This window comes from Streptomyces sp. NPDC101225 (genome assembly GCF_044767585.1).
GTDB lineage: Bacteria > Actinomycetota > Actinomycetes > Streptomycetales > Streptomycetaceae > Streptomyces.
Genome location: NZ_JBIWOE010000055.1, coordinates 1 through 18,169 on the forward strand (window position 1 = coordinate 1; position 18,169 = coordinate 18,169).

General features: G+C 73.4%; 14 protein-coding genes. 6 read left to right on the forward strand and 8 right to left on the reverse strand.

From position 1 onward, the window contains the following. Positions 1-254 precede the first annotated feature (254 nt). The 3 genes from ACIRPX_RS41280 to ACIRPX_RS41290 all read right to left on the reverse strand — a co-directional run bounded on the left by ACIRPX_RS41280 (position 255) and on the right by ACIRPX_RS41290 (position 3,585). Entirely contained in the window at positions 255-629 is a 375-nt protein-coding gene (locus tag ACIRPX_RS41280) for a hypothetical protein (RefSeq protein ID WP_384255239.1), read from the reverse strand. 241 nt (positions 630-870) lie between these two features. Next, complete coding sequence (locus tag ACIRPX_RS41285) at positions 871-2,511, reverse strand: ABC-F family ATP-binding cassette domain-containing protein (RefSeq protein ID WP_404205188.1); 1,641 nt, start codon at positions 2,509-2,511, stop codon at positions 871-873. A 48-nt stretch (positions 2,512-2,559) separates the two neighbouring features. After that, complete coding sequence (locus ACIRPX_RS41290) at positions 2,560-3,585, reverse strand: oxidoreductase (RefSeq protein WP_404205190.1); 1,026 nt, start codon at positions 3,583-3,585, stop codon at positions 2,560-2,562. A 78-nt stretch (positions 3,586-3,663) separates the two neighbouring features. Between ACIRPX_RS41290 and ACIRPX_RS41295 the strand changes: the two genes are divergently transcribed. Continuing rightward, the gene (locus tag ACIRPX_RS41295; protein WP_404205192.1) at positions 3,664-4,611 is read left to right on the forward strand and encodes an FAD-dependent oxidoreductase; all 948 of its coding nucleotides are present in this window, start codon (positions 3,664-3,666) and stop codon (positions 4,609-4,611) included. Between the two features lie 429 nt (positions 4,612-5,040). Further along, the gene (locus ACIRPX_RS41300; protein ID WP_404205194.1) at positions 5,041-6,516 is read left to right on the forward strand and encodes a M1 family metallopeptidase; all 1,476 of its coding nucleotides are present in this window, start codon (positions 5,041-5,043) and stop codon (positions 6,514-6,516) included. A gap of 65 nt (positions 6,517-6,581) precedes the next feature. On the opposite strand, the gene ACIRPX_RS41305 is transcribed toward ACIRPX_RS41300, so the two are convergent. After that, positions 6,582-7,484, reverse strand: a complete 903-nt coding sequence (locus ACIRPX_RS41305) for a PfkB family carbohydrate kinase (protein WP_404205196.1) — start codon at positions 7,482-7,484, stop codon at positions 6,582-6,584. Positions 7,485-7,744: 260 nt separating this feature from the next. Between ACIRPX_RS41305 and ACIRPX_RS41310 the strand changes: the two genes are divergently transcribed. After that, positions 7,745-8,491, forward strand: a complete 747-nt coding sequence (locus ACIRPX_RS41310; protein WP_404205198.1) for a MerR family transcriptional regulator — start codon at positions 7,745-7,747, stop codon at positions 8,489-8,491. On the opposite strand, the gene ACIRPX_RS41315 is transcribed toward ACIRPX_RS41310, so the two are convergent. Further along, complete coding sequence (locus ACIRPX_RS41315; RefSeq protein WP_404205200.1) at positions 8,468-9,193, reverse strand: SDR family NAD(P)-dependent oxidoreductase; 726 nt, start codon at positions 9,191-9,193, stop codon at positions 8,468-8,470. The two genes, ACIRPX_RS41310 and ACIRPX_RS41315, sit on opposite strands and share 24 nt — an antisense overlap. A 141-nt stretch (positions 9,194-9,334) precedes the next feature. On the opposite strand from ACIRPX_RS41315, the gene ACIRPX_RS41320 reads away from it, so the two are divergent. Genes ACIRPX_RS41320 through ACIRPX_RS41330 form a run of 3 tightly spaced genes read left to right on the forward strand, consistent with a single transcriptional unit; the run spans position 9,335 to position 12,933 of the window. Then, entirely contained in the window at positions 9,335-10,363 is a 1,029-nt protein-coding gene (locus ACIRPX_RS41320; RefSeq protein ID WP_404205202.1) for an ABC transporter permease, read from the forward strand. A 34-nt stretch (positions 10,364-10,397) separates the two neighbouring features. Continuing rightward, complete coding sequence (locus ACIRPX_RS41325; protein ID WP_404205204.1) at positions 10,398-11,462, forward strand: sugar ABC transporter substrate-binding protein; 1,065 nt, start codon at positions 10,398-10,400, stop codon at positions 11,460-11,462. 1 nt (position 11,463) lies between these two features. After that, positions 11,464-12,933, forward strand: a complete 1,470-nt coding sequence (locus ACIRPX_RS41330; protein ID WP_404205206.1) for a sugar ABC transporter ATP-binding protein — start codon at positions 11,464-11,466, stop codon at positions 12,931-12,933. Between the two features lie 23 nt (positions 12,934-12,956). Here ACIRPX_RS41330 and ACIRPX_RS41335 read toward each other — a convergent pair whose 3' ends face one another. The 3 genes from ACIRPX_RS41335 to ACIRPX_RS41345 form a co-directional block, all read right to left on the reverse strand. Beyond that, positions 12,957-13,697 carry an IclR family transcriptional regulator gene (locus tag ACIRPX_RS41335; RefSeq protein ID WP_404205208.1) on the reverse strand — a complete coding sequence of 247 codons (741 nt, stop codon included), beginning with the start codon at positions 13,695-13,697 and terminating at the stop codon, positions 12,957-12,959. A gap of 498 nt (positions 13,698-14,195) precedes the next feature. Then, positions 14,196-15,824 carry a thiamine pyrophosphate-binding protein gene (locus ACIRPX_RS41340; protein ID WP_404205210.1) on the reverse strand — a complete coding sequence of 543 codons (1,629 nt, stop codon included), beginning with the start codon at positions 15,822-15,824 and terminating at the stop codon, positions 14,196-14,198. A 130-nt stretch (positions 15,825-15,954) separates the two neighbouring features. After that, positions 15,955-18,129: a 3-hydroxyacyl-CoA dehydrogenase NAD-binding domain-containing protein gene (locus ACIRPX_RS41345; RefSeq protein ID WP_404205212.1), complete on the reverse strand. Its 2,175-nt coding sequence runs from the start codon at positions 18,127-18,129 to the stop codon at positions 15,955-15,957. Positions 18,130-18,169: the final 40 nt, after the last annotated feature.

An 18,169-nucleotide genomic window follows, 5' to 3' on the forward strand; every position in this document is an offset into this window, starting at 1 on the left:
GCGCCCGCCCCGGGGGGGGGGGGGGGGGCGGGGGGGGGGGGGGCGGGCGGGGGGGGGGGGGGGGGGGGGGGGGGGGGGGGGGGCCGGGGGGGGGGGGGGGGGCCCCCGCCCCCCCCCCCCACCGCGGACCGCCTTCGAAGCCGATCCTTCACGCCTCGGACCCGCCGGGAACGCACATTGGCACCATGCTGATGTGGTGACTTGAAGAAGTCTTCACATCATGGGCAGACGTGACCGCCGGAGTCCGGGGCGCGCTAGATCTCGATCGCCTCCTCCACGCGCTTGAGTTGGTGGCGTGCCATCGCCAGGTTCGAGTTGGACTTGTCGAGGACGAGGTAGAGGAACAGCCCGTTGCCCGATCGGCCCTTCACCAGGCGGATCACGTGGTACTGGCGGTCCAGCGTGATCAGGATGTCCTCGATCAGGCCCTTGAGACCCAGCTGTTCCATGGTGCGGACCTTGGCCCGGATGACATCCGTGTTGCCGGCCGCGGCGACGGTCAGGTCCAGCTCCTTGCTCCCGCCGAGCGTGCCCAGCGCCATTCCGCTGGTGTAGTCGACGACGGCGGCTCCGAGGGCTCCCTCGATCCCGGCCATCATCTCCTTCAGCGACACTTCCACACTCGCCACAGCGCCTCCCATTGCGTGCCGTTGACTGCGCGGGCCGGTGCGCGGCCCGTCTCGGTCTCCGGACCGTACGCACGCCGCCGGGGTGTCAGGAGCAACTCTTTGGGACTGACCTCCGACGACCGAACATGGGCACGACCGGATCGTTCGGCGCACCACCAAGTGCCTTATGAGGGCGAGAAGTTGACGCAGCCGGCGCAGCAGACCCCCGTACTGTGGCCGGCGCCCCTTCCCGGCCACGGCCCTAGCGTTCCGTCACCTTCCCGTCCGCCACCTCCAGGCGGCGGGTGACGTGGATCGCGTCCAGCATGCGGCGGTCGTGGGTGACCAGCAGGAGTGTGCCCCGGTAGGCGTCGAGCGCGGACTCCAGCTGCTCGATGGCGGGCAGGTCCAGATGGTTGGTGGGCTCGTCCAGGACCAGGAGGTTGACGCCCCGGCCCTGCAGCAGCGCCAGGGCCGCGCGGGTGCGTTCCCCCGGGGAGAGGGTCGCCGCCGGGCGCAGGACGTGATCGCTCTTGAGGCCGAACTTGGCCAGCAGGGTGCGGACCTCGACCGGCTCGGTGTCGGGTACGGCGGCGCCGAACGCGTCCAGCAGGGACTCCGCGCCGTGGAACAGCTCGCGGGCCTGGTCGACCTCGCCGACCAGGACGCCGGAACCGAGGGCGGCGGCACCGGAGTCGAGCGGGAGGCGGCCCAGCAGGGCGCCAAGCAGGGTCGACTTGCCGGCGCCGTTCGCCCCGGTCACCGCCACCCGGTCCGCCCAGTCGATCTGCAGGCACACCGGTCCGAAGGTGAAGTCGCCGCGGCGCACCTCGGCGTCGCGCAGGGTGGCCACGACGGCGCCCGACCGCGGGGCCGACGCGATCTCCATGCGCAGCTCCCACTCCTTGCGGGGTTCGTCGACGACCTCGAGCCGTTCGATCATGCGCTGGGTCTGCCGGGCCTTCGCCGCCTGCTTCTCACCGGCCTCGCTGCGGAACTTGCGGCCGATCTTGTCGTTGTCGTTGCCCGCCTTGCGCCGGGCGTTCTTCACGCCCTTGTCCATCCAGGAGCGCTGCGTCTGCGCCCGGTCCTGGAGGGCGGCCTTCTTGTCCGCGTACTCCTCGTAGTCGTCCCGGGCGTGCCGGCGTGCGACCTCGCGTTCCTCCAGGTAGGCGGCGTAGCCGCCGCCGTAGAGGTTGATCTGCCCCTGTGCGAGGTCGAGTTCGAGGACCTTGGTGACCGTGCGGGTGAGGAACTCGCGGTCGTGGCTGACGACGACGGTGCCGGCGCGCAGGCCGGAGACGAACCGTTCGAGGCGTTCCAGGCCGTCCAGGTCGAGGTCGTTGGTGGGCTCGTCGAGCAGGAAGACGTCGTAGCGGGACAACAGGAGGGAGGCGAGTCCGGCGCGGGCCGCCTGGCCGCCGGACAGGGACGTCATCGGCTGGTCCAGGTCCACCGCGAGGCCGAGGGAGTCGGCGACCTCCTCCGCCCGCTCCTCCAGGTCCGCGCCGCCGAGGCCGAGCCAGCGCTCCAGGCTCGTCGCGTAGGCGTCGTCGGCGCCCGGTGCGCCGTCGACCAGCGCCTGCGTGGCCTCGTCCATCACGCGCTGGGCCTCGGCGACGCCGGTGCGGCGGGCCAGGAACTCCCGCACGGTCTCACCGGGGCGGCGCTCCGGCTCCTGCGGGAGGTGGCCGACGGTCGCCGACGGCGGGGAGAGCCTGAGCTCCCCCTGCTCCGGCGCGAGGAGCCCCGCGAGCATCCTGAGCAGGGTGGACTTGCCCGCGCCGTTGGCACCGACCAGGCCGATCACGTCACCGGGCGCGACGACGAGGTCCAGTCCGGCGAACAGGGAGCGGTCGCCGTGCCCGGCGGCGAGGTTCTTGGCGACGAGTGTGGCAGTCATCAGGCCGCCGATCCTAACCGCCGACGGACCCGCGCCGCCCCGCCGTTCTCACCGGGCCATGGTCTCCACCAGCACACTCCCCGCCGTCCGCGCCACCACGAAGGACTGGCCCCTGACCGTCCTGGCGTCCAGCGCGATGCGGTGCCGGCCGGCCTCCAGCACCCCGTCGAAGACGTCGTGGGCGTGGGCGCGGTAGAGCCGGTCCAGGCGGTACGCGGTCAGCCGGACCCGGCAGGGCGAGGTGACCTCGAGGCCCGCCTCGCCGCCGGCCGCCACCAGCCGGGTCAGCCGGCGCTGCTCCACCGGGCTGCGGTCCAGGGCGTGTTCGATCTGCGCGACGAGCAGCGGGACGATCGGCGCGAGGCCCTCGACGTACGCCACCTCGACGCCTGCCTGCTCGAAGCAGCGGCGCACCTCCTCCCGCCGCTCCTGGCCGATCGCGCGTCCGAAGGCGACCGCACCGTAGCCGCGCAGTTCGTCGGCGGGGACGCCGTGCGCGTCATGGGCGATGTCGGCGCCGATGCCGATGGCGCGCAGCGCGGCGGCGAGCTTGGCGAGCAGGGCGACCCGCGCGCCGATGAGCAGGACCCGGCGCCGCGTGCCCGGGGCGCTCTCGCCGTCGAGCAGCGCGGCCAGCGCCTCGCGGTACTGCTCGCCCCGGAAGCGGAACGGCCCTATCCCGTGGTAGCCGTTGCGTACCGGATCGGCGTGTTCGTCGGTCTGCCAGGCGAAGTCCCGCCAGATGAAGTCCTCGCCGTCGCGTTCGATGACCGCGGTGACCGCGCCGCAGGCCAGGTCCGCGCACTCCGGGCAGCCGTAGACGACGTAGCGGCCGTCCGGGAGCGGTGCCCGCGCCTCCAGCAGGAGGCTGCGGACCTGCTCGGTGAAGATCGCGGGCGGGACGTCGGAGGCGAGCGGGGAGACGGCGTCGAGGTCGGAGAGCTGGAACAGCAGCGGCCGCCCGTCGACGATGAAGTCCACGAAGTCCCGGTGGATCTGGTAGTCACCGTTGCTGAGGACGCCACCGGCGCGCATCGCCGGTGCCAGGCCGAAGGTCGCGTATCCGGCGGACATGCTGTGAGTATTCCCGCAGTCGGAGCTCTCCGAGCACGGCATGACACATTCCGCTACCGTCCCTGGAGGGAGGGCGCCGTGAACAACGATGTCATCGTCGTGGGAGGCGGGGTCGTCGGGCTGACCACCGCCGTCGTTCTCGCCGAGCGCGGTGTACGGGTGCGGGTGTGGACGCGGGATCCCGCCGAGCGGACCACCTCGGCGGTTGCCGGGGCGCTGTGGTGGCCGTACCGGATCGAGCCGGTGGCCCGGGCACGGGAGTGGGCGCTGCGGTCCCTGGACGTGTACGAGGAGTTGGCGGGCGATCCCGAGGTGACCGGCGTACGCCTGGTCGAAGGGGTACTGGGCGAGGCGGATCTCGACCGAGCCGAGTCCTGGGCGGCTTCCCGGGTGCCGGGGCTGCGCGCGTCGACGCCCGGGGAGTACGCCGGGAGCGGGCTGTGGGCGCGGTTGCCGCTCGTCGACATGCTCACGCATCTGCCGTGGCTGCGGGAGCGGCTGGTGAAGGCGGGCGGGGTGGTGGAGGAGCGTACGGTCGCCGGCCTCTCGGAGGCCGACGCCCCGGTCGTCGTCAACTGCACGGGACTGGGGGCGCGCGAGCTCGTTCCGGACGCGTCCGTGCGGCCCGTGCGCGGACAGCTGGTGGTGGTGGAGAACCCCGGCATCCGCACCTGGCTCGTCTCCACCGGCCCGGACGGGGAGATGGCGTACTTCTTCCCGCAGCCCGGACGCCTGCTGCTGGGCGGCACGGCCGACGAGGACGCCTGGTCGCTGCGGCCGGATCCGGCGGTGGCCGAGGCGATCGTACGGCGCTGTGCGGCGCTGCGGCCCGAGATCGCGGGGGCGCGGGTGCTGGGGCACCGCGTGGGGCTACGGCCGGTGCGGGACGCGGTGCGGCTGGAGCGTGAAGTCCTGCACGGCGAAAGGGTGTTGGTGCACAACTACGGGCACGGCGGGGCGGGTGTGACGGTGGCGTGGGGGTGCGCGGAGGAGGCGGCCGGGCTGGCTTGCCCGGCCCCGTTGTAGTGCTCCGCGGGGTGCGGTGCATGCGTCTGTGGCATCGTCGTGGCTGGTCGCGCAGTTCCCCCGCGCCCCTGGAAGACAGGGGCGCGGGCTGAGTCGCGGGAGACTCTCCGCGGCTCGCACAGCCGATGGGGACGCGGTGGGAGGCGCCCGGGTCGCGTACACCCTTCAGGGGCGTTGCCGCGGGTGCGGCCGTGGTGCCCGCCGTGGCGCGGGCGAAGGCCGCCGCGCCGCCGGCCGGCGGGACGCTCGCCGAGGTGCGGGACATGAGACGCCGGGCGGGACGTGCGTGGCCGGATCGGGCCTTGTCACAGGGTGGTTCAGGACGGCCGAATGGCGGTCGTGTGACCGGCGGGGCCGTGGGGATGCCCAGTGGCACAGGGGCGCCCCAGGCTCCGGACAGACCTCGAGCCCCTACGACTTGGAGCTTTCGTGCACCGTAGATTCATCGCACCGGGCGCCCTCGCCGCGGCCTCCCTGATGCTGGCGATCCCGGCGTCCGCCGCGAGCTACCCGCCCGGCGCTCCGGGCATCGGCGATCCCTACTACCCGGCCTACGGCAACGGCGGATACGACGTCTCCCACTACGACCTGCGGCTGAAGTACCGGCCCGCGACCGACGAGTTGTCCGGCACCGCGACGATCCTGGCGAAGACCACGCAGGACCTCTCCAGCTTCGACCTCGACTTCCTGCTGGACGTCGGCGAGGTGCGGGTCAACGGCGCCAGGGCCGCCTTCACCACCTCCGGCCGGCACGAACTGGTGATCACGCCGAGGACGCCGCTGGCGAAGGGCACGGCGATCACCGTGGTCGTGCGCTACAGCGGCGTGCCGTCGTCGAAGAGCGCCTACGGCTTCACCACCTGGCACCGCACGCCGGACGGCGCGGTCGCGGCGGACGAGCCCGAGGCCGCCTGGTGGTGGTTCCCGAGCAACGACCACCCGCTCGACAAGGCCACCTACGACGTGTCCGTCGCCGTGCCGAACGGGACGCAGGCGCTGTCCAACGGCACGCTGCGGTCGAGGAGTTCGCAGCTCGGCTGGACGCGCTACAACTGGCGCGAGAACAAGCCGCAGGCCACCTACCTGACGACCCTGGCGATCGGCAGGTTCGACATCACGACCGGCACCTCCGAGGACGGGGTGCCCGTCGTCAACGCCTACAGCAAGAACCTCGGCGACAACGACGGTGCGGCGCGGGCGAGCGTGGAGCGGACCGGGGAACTCGTCGACTGGCTCAGCGGCTACTTCGGGCCCTATCCGTTCAGCTCGGCCGGCGGCTACGTCCCCGACACGACCACCGGGTACGCGCTGGAGACGCAGACGCGGGTCTACTACAGCCCGAAGCAGTTCGCGAACGGCTCCAACGCCTCCGTCGTCGTGCACGAGCTGGCGCACCAGTGGTACGGCGACAGCGTGTCGCTGAAGGGCTGGAAGGACATCTGGATCAACGAGGGCTTCGCGCGGTACGCCCAGTGGCTGTGGTCCGAGCACGAGGGCGAGGGCACGGCGCAGGAACTCGCCGACTACGTGTACGCCTCGCATCCGGCGGACGACGCGTTCTGGACGGTCGAGCCGGGTGACCCCGGTCCTGACCACCAGTTCGACATCGCTGTCTACGACCGCGGGGCGCTGGCGATCCAGGCCCTGCGCAACGCCGTCGGCGACGACGCGTTCTTCGCCGTCCTGAAGGGCTGGCCCCGGGAGCACGCGTACGGGAACGCGTCCGTCGCCGACTTCGAGGCGTACGCGGAGAAGGTGTCGGGCAGGTCGCTGAGTTCGCTCTTCGACACCTGGCTGTTCCGGCCGAGCAAGCCCGCGGCCCCGGCGGGGACGGCTCTCGCCAAGTCCGCCGTGGTGCAGCCGAAGTCGTGGAAGAGGATCGCGGCCACGAACGACGTGCACTAGCGAAGTGGTTCGGTGGTGTGGGGGCTGCGGGCCGGTGTGGCGGGTCGCGCGGTTCCCCGCCACCCTCACAGACCCTCGGCCCTCGCCAGGAGGTCCTCCCGGCCGGTCGAGTCCGTCTCCGTCGACGCGACCGTGCAGGCGTGGGCGCCCGCGATCGTGCCGTAGACGGCGCTGCGGCGCGGTGTCTCCCTGTTCAGCCAGCCGAACAGGAAGGCCGCCGCGAAGGCGTCTCCCGCGCCGTTGGAGTCGAGGACCGGAGCGGGTGGGGCGGCCGGGGGGATGTGGGTGAGTTCGTCGTCGGCCAGGAGGTGGGCGCCCTTCGCGCCCGCCGTGGCGACGACCACCTCCGCGCGTCCGCGGTCGGCGATGCGGCGCATGGTGCGCTCCGGGTCGGTGAGGGCGGCGGCGGAGAGGAAGACGACGTCGGCGGCGTGGGCGAAGGGCTCGTGGTAGGGGTTCTCGCCGTCCCAGTCGTGGAGGTCGGTGGAGATCGTCGCGCCCGTCTCGCGCAGGAGCGGCAGGGTGTCGGCGCAGGGCCGGGTGATGGTCACGTGGACATGGCGGCTCGCCGCGGCCAGGGCCCGCACCGTGTCCTCGGGGAAGCGGTCCTCGACCGGCGTGCGGCTCGCGTCGTACAGCGACAGGCGCCTGCCGTCGGGGCTGACGAGGTTGACCGCGCGCTTCGTCCCGGCGGGCTGCGGGACCGCGGTGAGCGCGATGCCCCGCTCCCGGTGCAGGGCGCGCACCAGGTCGCCCTCGGGGTCGTCGCCGAGCATGTCGAGATGGTGCACGCGCAGGCCGAGCGCGCCGAGGCCCAGCGCGACGAAGTCGCCGGTCTGGCCGGCCCGGGTGCGGATGCCCTGCTCGATCATGTAGCTGTCGGCATACGGGAGCGGCAGCCGCGGCACGTGCACGATCGTGTCCACACCCGCGCCGCCCAGCACGAGAACGTCGATGTCGCGGCTCATGTCCCGCCCTCTCCATGGTCGTACACGGTCACCGCGACGCCCTTCACCGGCGGCACGGTGGCGTCACCCCGGGTCCGGACGGTCCTCGGCATGACGCCACCGTACGGCCCCCCACCGACAACGGCTCCGGGGTTTCCGGGCGGGCCACCCCGTGTGCTCCGTCGGTTCCCGCGTCGAGGACGGCGCAACGGCCTCGTACGCCCCGGGCGGCCACGCCGTACGGGTTTCACAGTTCTGGTGAGACAGCGATACTGCTGCACATGACGACCGACACCGACAGCGACACCGGGGAGCCGACGCTCACGGTCGACGAACTGGCAGCGCAGGCCGGCATCACCGTCCGCACGGTCCGCTTCTACAGCACCAAGGGGCTGCTCCCCCCGCCGGTGATCGGTCCGCGCCGGGTCGGCCGCTACGGGCAGCAGCACCTGGCCCGGCTGGCCCTCATCGAGGAGCTGCAGCACCAGGGCATGACCCTGGCGGCGATCGAGCGGTACATGGAGCAGCTGCCACCCGGCCTCAGCCACCACGACCTGGCGATCCACCGGGCCGTCGTGGCGTCCTGGGCCCCGGACACCGTGGAGACGCTCACGGCCGAGGAGCTGCACCGCCGGGCCGGGCGACCGCTCAGCGCGGACGACACCGAGCGGCTCGCCGCCATGGGCGTCGTCCGGGCCGACGGGGACGCCTTCCGGGTCGACTCGGGGCTGCTGCGGCTCGGGGTGCAGCTCCTGGACGTGCCCCTGTCGGAGGCGGCCATCCTCGCCTCCCGCACGGTGCTGATCGAGCACTCGCGCGCGGCGGCGCACGAGCTGTCGCAGCTGTTCCGCGGCGAGGTGGCCGAGCGGGACGAGCAGGACGTGAAGCTGCTGTCGGCGCACATGCAGCCCCTCGTGGTGCAGGCCCTGCTGACGACCTTCCAGCGCTCGCTCAAGGAGGAGGTGCACCAGTGGCTCGCGGACACGCAGCCGGAGCCGGCCACGTCACAGGAAGGCCGCTCCGCCTGACACGTTGAGCGTCTGCCCGGTCAGGAAGCCGCTGCCCTCGTCCACCACGTACAGCAGCGTCGAGACCAGGTCGGACGGCTGCTGGGTGCGCCGCACGACCTGTCCGGCGCGGACCGCCTCGAAGCCGCCGTCCGCGCCGACCGTCCGCTCGGCGGTGGCGGTGCGCACCATGGTGGGCGCGATCGCGTTGGCGGTGATGCCGTACGGGCCGAGCGCCGAGGCCAGCGCACGCGTGAAGCCGATCAGGCCCATCTTCGAGGTGACGTAGGGGACCATGTCGGGCGGTGCGGTGAACACCGCGGCGGAGACGATGTTGACGACACGGCCCCACCCGGCCGCCTTCAGGTACGGCAGCGCGGCCCGCGTCACCACGAACGGCGCCTCCAGGTTCACCCGCATGATCCGGCGCCAGTCCTCGAGCGTGGTCTCCTCGAAGGGCCCGGCGGGGTAGACGCCCGCGTTGTTGACCACCACGTGCAGCGTGCCGAACCGGTCGATCACGCGCTCCATCCCGGCCCGCACCTGCTCGTCGTCGGCGGCGTCGCCCACCAGCCCCAGATAGTCCAGGATCCTCCCGGCGGTCTCGGTCTGCGGGGCTATGTCGAGCCCGGCGACCCGGTAGCCGCGCCCGGCGAGCGCGACGGCGAACTCCTGCCCGAGGCCCTGTGCCGCTCCGGTCACCAGGGCGGTACGCGTGTCCATGGCCCGAGTGTGATGAGCCGTCAGTCGCTCGGCAAGGACGCATTCCACTCGCTGAAACGGCTCTGTTGCCGCCCGCCCTCCGGGGGCCGACGCTGCGGCCAGGTCCTGCCGCCAGTACCAGCCGTACGGGAGCCGTGCCCGATGACCGAGACCGAGCCTGCCGTGGACGACGCCGAGCGCGCCCGCGATCAGTGGGGCGGGCTGCGCCGGCTCGCCCCGCTGCCCGGGCGGCTGCTCCGGGACGAGCTGGGCGTGCTGCTCGTGCTCGCGCTGCTGATCGCCGGGATCGGCATCCGCTACCCGGACTTCCTCGACACCTCCAACCTGCTCTCCACGGCCCACAACTCCGTCTACGTCTCGCTGATGGCGTGCGGGATGGTCTTCGTCCTCGCCATGCGCGAGGTGGACCTGTCGGTGGGCGGCAGCTACGCGATGTGCCTGGTCGTCGGGGCGCTGCTGGTGCGCGACGGGCTCAGCCCGTGGCTGGCGGTGCCGGTGATGCTGCTGACCGGGATCGCCCTCGGTGTGTTCAACGGGCTGGTGACGACACTGCTCGCCCTGCCGTCCTTCATCGTCACCCTCGGCACCCTGATGCTCTACCGGGGCGTCGGTCTCGCCCTCGCCGACGGCAAGCAGATCACCGATCTGCCGCTGGACGACTCGTTCTTCACCGTCGTGGGCGGGGACCCCGGCGGGGTGCCGTTCGCGCTGTGGGTGCTGCCGGCCGTGCTCGCGGTGCTGGCCGTGGTGCTCGCCCGCACCCGCTTCGGGGCCCGGGTGCGGGCGATCGGGTCCAACCCCGACGCCGCCGCCTTCAGCGGCATCCCGGTGGTCCGCACCCGCGTCGAGGCCCTGGCCCTGTCGGGGCTCACCACGGCGTGCGCCGCCGTGCTCGCCCTCGCCTTCTACGGCGCCGGTGACCCGACCCTGGGCCAGGGCTACGAACTGCAGGCCATCGCCGCCTGCATCATCGGCGGCACCCCGCTGGCCGGCGGCCGCGGCTCCGTGATCGGCGCGGTGGCCGGGGCGATGATCCTGGCGGTCGTGGCCTCGGGGCTCGTGTTCTTCGAAGTACCCATCAACTGGACGTCGTTCGCGACCGGCGCGGTCATCCTCGTCGCCGTCGCGGCCGACAGCGCGCTGCGGCGCACCGGACGCCGACGCAAGTGAACACCCAGCCTGCGCAAGGCTCTTGGAGGCCGTGATGCATCCCCGACTCCGTACGACCGCCGCCGCGTGCGGCGCTCTGGTGCTGCTCGGCGCCGCCGGCTGCGGCGACCACAGCCCCGGCAGCAAGAGCGGCGAGCTCGACATGGGCATCGCGGTCGCCAACATCTCGCTCAACTTCGCGCACGAGATGGTGCTCGGCGCCGAGAGCGCCGCCGGCCACGCCGGGAAGGTCAACTTCAAGGCGGTGGGCCCGCCGAACACCGACGGCCCGGCCGAGGCGCAGCTCTTCCAGAACCTCACCACCACCGCCAGGGACGGCATCGTCCTGGAGAACCTCGACCCGCCGATCTTCACCCGGCCCGCCGCGCAGGCCGTGGACAAGGGCGTCCCCCTCGTCGCGCTGGACACCGCCCCCACCGACGGCAGCAAGATCGGCTTCTACGTCGGCAACGACAACTACGCGCTCGGCGAGCTGATGGCCAAGGAGGCGCTGAAGCGGCTCGGCGCACACCCCGAGGGCGAGATCGTCATCGGCGTGCCCAACCCGGGGACTCCCGTGCTGGACAACCGGGCGAAGGGCATCTCCGACACGTTCAGGAAGCTGGCGCCGGGGGTGAAGGTCCTGGGCCCCTTCCAGACGTACAGCGATCCCGGGCAGAACTACAGCTCCTGGTCGTCGCAGGTGAACGCGCACCCCGAGGCGCTGGCGTTCCTCGGCGTCGGGGACGCCGACAGCTACAACCTCGCCAAGATCAAGAAGACGCGGCACGGCACCTGGCTGACCGCCGGCTTCGACGTCGACCCCAAGACGCTGGAGGCGGTCAAGGACGGCTCGAACTTCGTCACCATCGACCCGCAGCACTTCCTCAAGGGCTATCTCTCCACGGCGATCCTCGTCGACTCGGTGCGCCACAAGGACGGGAAGCTGCCGCAGGGCTGGTTCCTCTCCCCCGGCGGGGTCGTCGACTCCGCCGACATCGACGACGTCATCGCCCGGCAGAAGTCCGCGACGGCCGCCTACGACTGGTACAAGCCGACGATCGACAAGCTCCTGGCCGACCAGCAGGCCCGGATCAAGCCGCTGAAGGACGCCCGCTGAGATGACGGACGGGGACATCCTGGTGGCCCAGGGTCTGGTCAAGTCCTACGGCGGTGTACGGGCCCTGGACGGGTCCGGCATCCGGCTGCGGGGCGGCGAGGTGCACGCCCTGGTCGGGGAGAACGGGGCGGGCAAGTCGACGCTGGTGCGCATCCTCTCCGGGGTGCTGGCCGCGGACGAGGGGGTGGTGCGGACCGCCCCGGGCAGCCGGCTGGCGGTCGTCTCCCAGGAGCTGAGCCTGTTCCCGGACCTGACCGTGCGCGAGAACCTCTTCCCCACGGGGCCGCCACGGCGCTTCGGCCTGCTCGACCGCGGCGCGATGGACCGGGCGGCCCGGCCCGTCCTGGCGGACCTGGGACTCGACCTCGACCTCGGCCAGGAGCTCGGCGAAATCTCCCTGGCCGACCAGCAGCTGACGGAGATCGCGCGGGCGCTGCTGCGCGGCCCGCGGCTGCTGATCCTCGACGAGCCCACCTCGGCCCTGTCCATCGCCGCCGTCAACCGGCTCGCGGACGTCCTGCGCACCCTCACCGGGCGGGGCATCGCCGTCCTGTACGTCACGCACTTCCTGGACGAGGTCATGCGCTTCGCGCACCGCGTGACGGTGCTGCGCGACGGGCGGGTGGCGCTGGCGGGGGTGGCGCGGGCGGAGATCGGCGTGCCGCAGCTGGTCACGGCGATGCTGGGCAGCCGGCCGCCGGTGCCGCCGCGCCGGGCGCGGGCCGTGGTGGACCGGCCCCCGGTGGTGGTGCTGTCCGGGGTGCGCGTGCCGGGGCGCCTGACGGACGTGACCTTCACCGTGCGGGCGGGCGAGGTGGTCGGGGTCGCCGGGCTGCAGGGGGCGGGGCATCTCGACGCGCTGGAGGTGGTGTGCGGGCGCCGGACGGTGTCCGCGGGGCGGGTGGACGTCGCGGGCCGCGGGGCGCCGCGTTCGCTGCGGGACGCGGTCCGCGCGGGCGTCGCCTTCGTGCCGAGCGACCGCAAGCGCTACGGCCTGATGCCGGACCGGCCGGTGTGGGAGAACACCACGACGGTGAGCTGGCTGGCGCTCGGCCGCGGGGGCGTCCTGCCTTCCCGCTCCGAACTGGTGCGCCGCACCACGGACTTGACGCGACGGCTGCGGCTGCGCGGCGGGCCCTACGACGTCGTGGCCCGCCTCTCCGGCGGCAACCAGCAGAAGGTCGTCTTCGCCAAGTGGCTGGCGACCGACCCGGAGATCGTCGTCCTCGACGACCCCACGCGCGGCGTCGACGTGGGCGTACGGGCCGAGATGCACCGTATCGTCGGCGAACTGGCGGCGGGCGGCGCGGCGGTGCTGCTCGCCTCGACGGACCTCGCCGAGCTGACGGAGGTGTGCGACCGGGTGCTGGTGTTCGTGCGGGGGCGGGTGACGGACGAGGTGCACGGGGAGCGGCTGACGGAGCATGCGCTGGCGGTGGCGATGCAGCAGGCGGTGCCGGAACCGGGCTGAACCGGAGCGTTGGTGGGGGTGGTTCAGGCCGACAGCGCGCGGGTCAGGGCCCGTGCCGCCGCGCACACCCTGGCGCCCATGCGGTCGACGTCCAGGCGGCGGGTGCCGCCCGTGACGGAGATCGCGGCGATCGGGCGGGGGCCGTGGTCGCGGACGTAGACCGGGGCGGCGACGGCGGAGATGCCGACCTCGGCCTCCTCCAGGTTGACGCCGAAGCCGCGGGCCCGGGTCAGGGCGAGGTCACGGGCGAGCTGGCCGGGCAGGACCAGGGTGCGCGGGGTGAGGCGGGTCAGGGTGCGGTGCGGCGGGCGCGGGTCCTGGGCGAGGAAGACCTTGCCGGTGGCGGTGCAGTGCGCGGGCAGCCGGCCCCCGGTGCGGGAGACGATCGGGGTCGCGCGGCGGCCGGTGACCTTCTCCAGGAACAGCGTGTCGGTGCCGTCGGGGACGGCCAGGTGCACGTTCTCCAGCGTCGCCTCGTGCAGGTCGCCGAGGTAGGGCAGGGCGGTGTCCCGCAGCTCCCGCACCGACGGCGCCGACTGGCCCAGCACGAACAGCCCGAGCCCGATGCGGTAGCTGCCCGCCTCGGTGCGCTCGACCAGGCCGAGCCGGACCAGCTCGCCGACCAGCCGGTGCGCGGTCGGTTTCGGCAGCCCCGTGGACAGGGCCAGCTCGGCCAGTGTGAGGGCGGTCTCGGAGCCGCCGCAGGCGCGCAGCACCATGACCCCCCGGGCGAGCACCGACTTCGGCAGCTGACCGTCCGTCATGGACCGATGGTGGTGGCTGGCCGGGCGGGTGACAAGGTGCGGGGCGTGGTGAGTGGGCCCGCGGCGCGACAGCGGCCCGCCGGACGCGGTGCCGCGCGCCGTACGCGGTGCCGTACGCGGTGCCGGGCAGCGGTCCGGGGCGTGGTGGCCGTTGTCCGGCCGGTTCCGGACCCGGTGGTGCCGGTCGTCGAGCCGGAACGCCTCCCGGACGGCCGCGGTGCGGGCCCTGGCCCGGCGCGACCGGGCACCTCGTCTGCCGGGTCTCCGGCCGCCGGGGCCCCGCACGGCGGCCGGAGACACTTGTGGACGGGCGGCGGACGCGACGTCGGCCGCGCCACGGTGGCGGCCCACCCGGCGACACACGCCCGGGACGCAGCGGCCGAGGGGGCGTACGGCCCCGGCGGTGGGCAGTCCGGGGGCCGACGGGGTGGGCGCGGGTGGGGACCGCGGCCGAGGACGGCAACGGTCCCTCCCTCGCCGGGCGCCCGGGAGCCCGGTTCAGGGCCGCAGGGGTACGTCGACGAGCAGCGGCCGGGTCAAGTCCCCCGCTCCCCGCACCAGTTCGCGCAGGTGGTCCGCGCTCGCCGCGCGGACGGCGTCGACGCCGAAGAAGCGGGCCGCCTGGGTGAAGTCCAGCCCGCCCAGGTCGGTGCCGGGGCAGGGGCCCGGGTTGCCCAGGGCCGCGTAGGTGTCCTGGAGGGTCTGGTAGACGCCGTTGTTCATCACGACGAACAGGACGGGTGCGTCCTGTCGGGCGGCGCTGAACAGGCCCTGGAGGCCGAAGAGGGTGCAGCCGTCGCCGAGGACGGCGACCACCGGGCGGCCGGGTTCGGCCAGGGCGCGGCCGACGGCGGCGCCGATGCCCCAGCCCAGTCCGCCGCCGACGGTGTGCGTGTAGCTGCCGGGACGTTCGAGACGGACCAGGCGGCGCAGCAACAGGCCGACGGTGATGGCCTCTTCGACGACGATCGCGTCCGGTGGCAGTCCGCGGGCCACCGCGTGGGCGGCGGCCCAGGGGGCGAGCGGTGCCGGGGAGTAGGCGGCGCGGGCGGCGGACTCGGCCCGGTCGCGGTCGGCGGTGTGCCGCTCGCCGGCGCGCAGGATGCGGGCCTTGGCCGTGGGGGCGGGCACCCGGTCCCGCAGAAGCTCCGCCAGGCGGTGCAGCGAGGGAGCGAGCGCGCCCACCAGCCCGGCCGCGGCGGCGAAGTTGCGGCCGATCTCGTGCGGGTCGGAGTCCAGCTGGACGACCGTGAGGCCGGGCGGCAGCGGGGGCCCGGGGCTGTAGTGGTGCGGTGTGAAGGCGTGCGCCCCGGCGATCAGCACGGTGTCGTAGGAGGCGAGGGCCGTGCGGATGGCGTCGTGCCGGGGCGGCAGCATCCCGGCGTGGAGGGGGTGCGTGGTGGGGAAGTTGAGGCAGTCCGCCATCGGCTGGTGGTGGACGACGGCGCCGCACATCTCGGCGGTCCGCACGAGAGCGTCCACGGCGCCCTCGCGGCCCACGCCGTCCCCGGCGACGATCGCGGGGCGGGCCGCGGCGCCGAGCAGCAGCGCGGCGCGCTCCAGTCCGGCGGCCGGGCCGAGCGGCGGCGCGGGGGTGCGGGCCGGGACCTCGACCTCGGTGCCCTCGGCGAGCACGTCCATGGGCAGGGACAGGAACACCGGTCCCGCGGGCGGCCGTACGGCGAGCGCGAAGGCGCGGCGCAGGGCCAGCGGCAGGTCGCGGGCGTGCTGGATGTCGTACGCCGCCTTCACCGCCGGGGTGGCCAGGCCGATCAGGTCGCCGGAGAGCATCGGGTCCTGCTGGAGGTGGCGGCGGTCCTGCTGACCGGCCGTCACCACGAGCGGGGTGCGCGAGCGGCGGGCGTTGAGCAGGCCGATCAGGCCGTTGGCGAGGCCGGCGGCGATGTGCAGGCTGACGAAGGCGGGGCGGCCGGTGCCGCGGGCGTAGCCGTCGGCCATGGCGACGACGGAGCCCTCGTGGACGCCGAGCACGTACTCGGGTTCGCCGTGGGCGTCCGCGAGGGCCGCCAGGAAGGGGAGTTCGGTGGTGCCGGGATTGCCGAAGACGCGGTCCACGCCCTCGCCGCGCAGGATGTCCAGGACGGCGAGGGCGGGACGCTGACCCATGGGGGCTCCTCCGGGGGACGGTGGCCGTGCGGAGCGTTCGCGGGTCAGGGTCGGGGGCCCGGGGGGCGCGGGGCAAGACCTGCGTACCGCTCAGCGACACGTCGGGCCCGCGCCGCCCCCGCCCGTGCCGTCACGCGTCCGAGAAGCGCTCCCCCTTCTCCGCCTTCTCCACCAGCAGCGCCGGCGGGGTGAAGCGGTCGCCGTAGCGCTCGGCCAGCTCGCGGGCGCGGGCCACGAAACCGGGCAGGCCCCCCTCGTAGCCGTTGATGTACTGGAGGACGCCGCCGGTCCAGCCGGGGAAGCCGATGCCGAGGATGGAGCCGATGTTGGCGTCGGCGACCGACGTGAGGACGCCCTCCTCGAGGAGCCTGACCGTGTCGAGGGCCTCGGAGAAGAGCATGCGTTCCTGCATGTCCTCGAACGGGATCTCGTGGCCCGGCTTGGTGAAGTGCTCGCGCAGGCCCGGCCACAGGCCCGCCCGCCTGCCGCTCTCGTCGTAGTCGTAGAAGCCCGCTCCCCCGCTGCGGCCGGGGCGGTCGAACTCGTCGACCATGCGGTCGACGACGGCCTCGGCGGGGTGCGCCGGCCAGGTGCCGCCGGCCTCCTCGACGGCCCGCCTGGACTCGTTGCGGATCTTGCGCGGGAGGGTGAGGGTCAGCTCGTCCATGAGGGACAGGACCTTGGCCGGGTAGCCGGCCTGCGCCGCCGCCTGCTCGACCGACGCGGGCTCGATGCCCTCGCCGACCATGGCGACGCCCTCGTTGATGAAGTGGCCGATCACCCGGGAGGTGAAGAAGCCGCGGGAGTCGTTGACGACGATCGGCGTCTTGTTGATCCGGCGGACCAGGTCGAAGGCGCGCGCCAGGGCCTCGTCGCCGGTGCGCTCGCCCTTGATGATCTCCACGAGGGGCATCTTGTCGACCGGCGAGAAGAAGTGCAGGCCGATGAAGTCGGCCTGGCGCTCCACGCCTTCGGCGAGCACCGTGATCGGCAGGGTGGAGGTGTTGGAGCACAGCAGCGCGTCCGGCTCGACGAGGTGCTGGATCTCCTGGAAGACCTTGTGCTTGAGCTCGGGGTTCTCGAAGACGGCCTCGATCACGGCGTCGCAGCCGGCCACGTCCTGCGGGTCCGCCGCCGGCGTGATGCGGGCGAGCAGCGCGTCGGCCTTGTCCTGGGTCGTACGGCCGCGGGAGACGGCCTTGGCGCACAGCTTCTCGGAGTAGCCCTTGCCCTTGACGGCCCCTTCCAGGGAGACGTCCTTGAGGACGACCTCGATGCCCGCGCGGGCGCAGGAGTAGGCGATGCCCGCGCCCATCATCCCGGCGCCGAGCACGGCGACCTTGCGGACCTTGCGCGGCTCGACGCCGTCCGGGCGGTTGGCCCCGGAGTTGACGGCCTGCAGGTCGAAGAAGAACGCCTGGATCATGTTCTTCGAGGTCTGGCCCGCGGCCAGTTCGACGAAGTAGCGGGCCTCGATGACCTGTGCGGTCTCGAAGTCGACCTGCGAGCCCTCGACGGCCGCGGCGAGGATGTTGCGCGGCGCCGGGTAGGGCGCGCCGCTCGTCTGCTTGCGGAGGTTGGCCGGGAAGGCCGGCAGGTTGGCCGCGAACCTGGGGTCGGCGGGGGTGCCGCCCGGGATGCGGTGGCCCGGCTTGTCCCAGGGCTGCTGCGACTCGGGGTTGGCGTCGATGAAGGCGCGCGCCTTGGCGAGCATCTCGTCCCGGGTGGCGGCGACTTCGTGGACCAGGCCGTTGTCGAGCGCCCGCCTCGGGTTGTACTGGGTGCCCTGGAGCAGCACCTTCAGCAGGGCGTCGGCGATGCCGAGCAGGCGGACCGTGCGGACCACTCCGCCGCCGCCGGGCAGCAGGCCCAGGGTGACCTCGGGGCAGCCGATCTTGGAGCCGGGTGCGTCCAGGGCGACGCGGTGGTGGCAGGCGAGGGCGAGCTCGTACCCGCCGCCGAGGGCCGCGCCGTTGATGGCGGCGACCACCGGCTTGCCCAGGGTCTCGATGCGGCGCAGGTTGCGCTTGATCGCCATGCCGCCCTCGAACAGGTCCTGAGCGGTCTCGGGGGTGACCCGGATGAGGTCGCGCAGATCGCCGCCGGCGAAGAAGGTCTTCTTGGCGGAGGTGAAGACGATGCCGCGGATGGAGTCCTTCTCGGCCTCCAGGCGGTCGGTGACGGCGGCGAGGGAGTCACGGAACGCCTGGTTCATGGTGTTCGCGGACTGGTGGGGGTCGTCGAGGACGAGGGTGACGACGCCGGTCTCGTCCTGTTCCCAGCGGATGGTGGTGCTCTCGGTCATCAGGGGGTCTCCGTAGAAGTCTCGTGTGGCCGCTGGGGTC

Excerpts from the sequence above, each read along its gene's own strand:
- ACIRPX_RS41285 (WP_404205188.1), bottom strand. The coding sequence starts at position 2,511 with ATGACTGCCACACTCGTCGCCAAGAACCTCGCCGCCGGGCACGGCGAC.
- ACIRPX_RS41290 (WP_404205190.1), bottom strand. The coding sequence starts at position 3,585 with ATGTCCGCCGGATACGCGACCTTCGGCCTGGCACCGGCGATGCGCGCC.
- ACIRPX_RS41305 (WP_404205196.1), bottom strand. The coding sequence starts at position 7,484 with ATGAGCCGCGACATCGACGTTCTCGTGCTGGGCGGCGCGGGTGTGGAC.
- ACIRPX_RS41310 (WP_404205198.1), top strand. The coding sequence starts at position 7,745 with ATGACGACCGACACCGACAGCGACACCGGGGAGCCGACGCTCACGGTC.
- ACIRPX_RS41315 (WP_404205200.1), bottom strand. The coding sequence starts at position 9,193 with ATGGACACGCGTACCGCCCTGGTGACCGGAGCGGCACAGGGCCTCGGG.
- ACIRPX_RS41320 (WP_404205202.1), top strand. The coding sequence starts at position 9,335 with ATGACCGAGACCGAGCCTGCCGTGGACGACGCCGAGCGCGCCCGCGAT.
- ACIRPX_RS41325 (WP_404205204.1), top strand. The coding sequence starts at position 10,398 with ATGCATCCCCGACTCCGTACGACCGCCGCCGCGTGCGGCGCTCTGGTG.
- ACIRPX_RS41330 (WP_404205206.1), top strand. The coding sequence starts at position 11,464 with ATGACGGACGGGGACATCCTGGTGGCCCAGGGTCTGGTCAAGTCCTAC.
- ACIRPX_RS41335 (WP_404205208.1), bottom strand. The coding sequence starts at position 13,697 with ATGACGGACGGTCAGCTGCCGAAGTCGGTGCTCGCCCGGGGGGTCATG.
- ACIRPX_RS41340 (WP_404205210.1), bottom strand. The coding sequence starts at position 15,824 with ATGGGTCAGCGTCCCGCCCTCGCCGTCCTGGACATCCTGCGCGGCGAG.
- ACIRPX_RS41345 (WP_404205212.1), bottom strand. The coding sequence starts at position 18,129 with ATGACCGAGAGCACCACCATCCGCTGGGAACAGGACGAGACCGGCGTC.